This is a genomic window from Vibrio nigripulchritudo ATCC 27043 (genome assembly GCF_000222685.1).
Taxonomy (GTDB): domain Bacteria; phylum Pseudomonadota; class Gammaproteobacteria; order Enterobacterales; family Vibrionaceae; genus Vibrio; species Vibrio nigripulchritudo.
Window position 1 is genome coordinate 1 of record NZ_AFWJ01000225.1, and the last position, 836, is coordinate 836.

Consider the following 836-nt stretch of genomic DNA (forward strand, 5'->3'; position numbering starts at 1 on the left):
GGCTGTTCAACCAGAACAGCAAAGCGGTCTGTACCCATGCTTTCTTGAACTCGCTCCTCTCTAAAGAGAGGCGGGAAGGGACGTCATGGGCGTGCGCCCCTCCCCGCGAGAGAGTCGGTTTAGCCCAGCAGACTCATCGCTGCGTTTGGCGCTTGCTTCGCCTGGGCCAGAATCGAGGTGGATGCCTGTTGCAGGATCTGCGCTTTGGTCATCGACGTTGTCTCGGAGGCGAAATCGGTGTCTTTAATTCGGCTCTTCGACGCGTTCACGTTCTCGTTAATGTTGTCTAAGTTACTGATGGCGTGCCCGAATCGGTTCTGGAATGCACCCAGCTCTGCTCGGTGGCTGTCCACGTATTTCAGTGCGCTATCTACAATCGCAACGGATTCCTGAGCACCCGCCACAGACGTCACATCAATGGTGTCGACCGTAACGTTCTGACCTGGGTTAAACGCCAGCTCACCTGCCAGTGCACCACCGAAAGTGACATCACCTGTAACTTTGTTGTTCCCTGCGAAGACCTGCAATTTACCGCCTTCACCCACCGATGCTTTCACCAGGTCTGTCTGACCATTGATGTAAGTCGCCAGCTCTTCGATGTCGTCCCCTGCTTTGGCACTGATGTTCAGTGTTTGCGGGTCGCCGAAGCTGTCAGTTAGTGTGATGGTCAGGTCCGTCGCGGCATCTGGTACTGTCCAGTCTTTGTCTTTGCCGTTCGCTGCCTGGTAGCTCTTACCACCCATCAGGGCGTTATCACTACGCATGTCTTTCAGGGTAAGCATGACCGCTTCACCGTTGTCTGCACCGATTTGGAATGCCGCTGTACCGTAAGTCCC

1 protein-coding gene is annotated in these 836 nt (G+C 55.0%); it reads right to left on the minus strand.

Annotated features, from left to right (window positions below):
- Nucleotides 1-119 precede the first annotated feature (119 nt).
- On the minus strand, nucleotides 120-836 hold a 717-nt coding region (locus RH89_RS16495), incomplete at its 5' end, for a flagellin (RefSeq protein ID WP_004404382.1).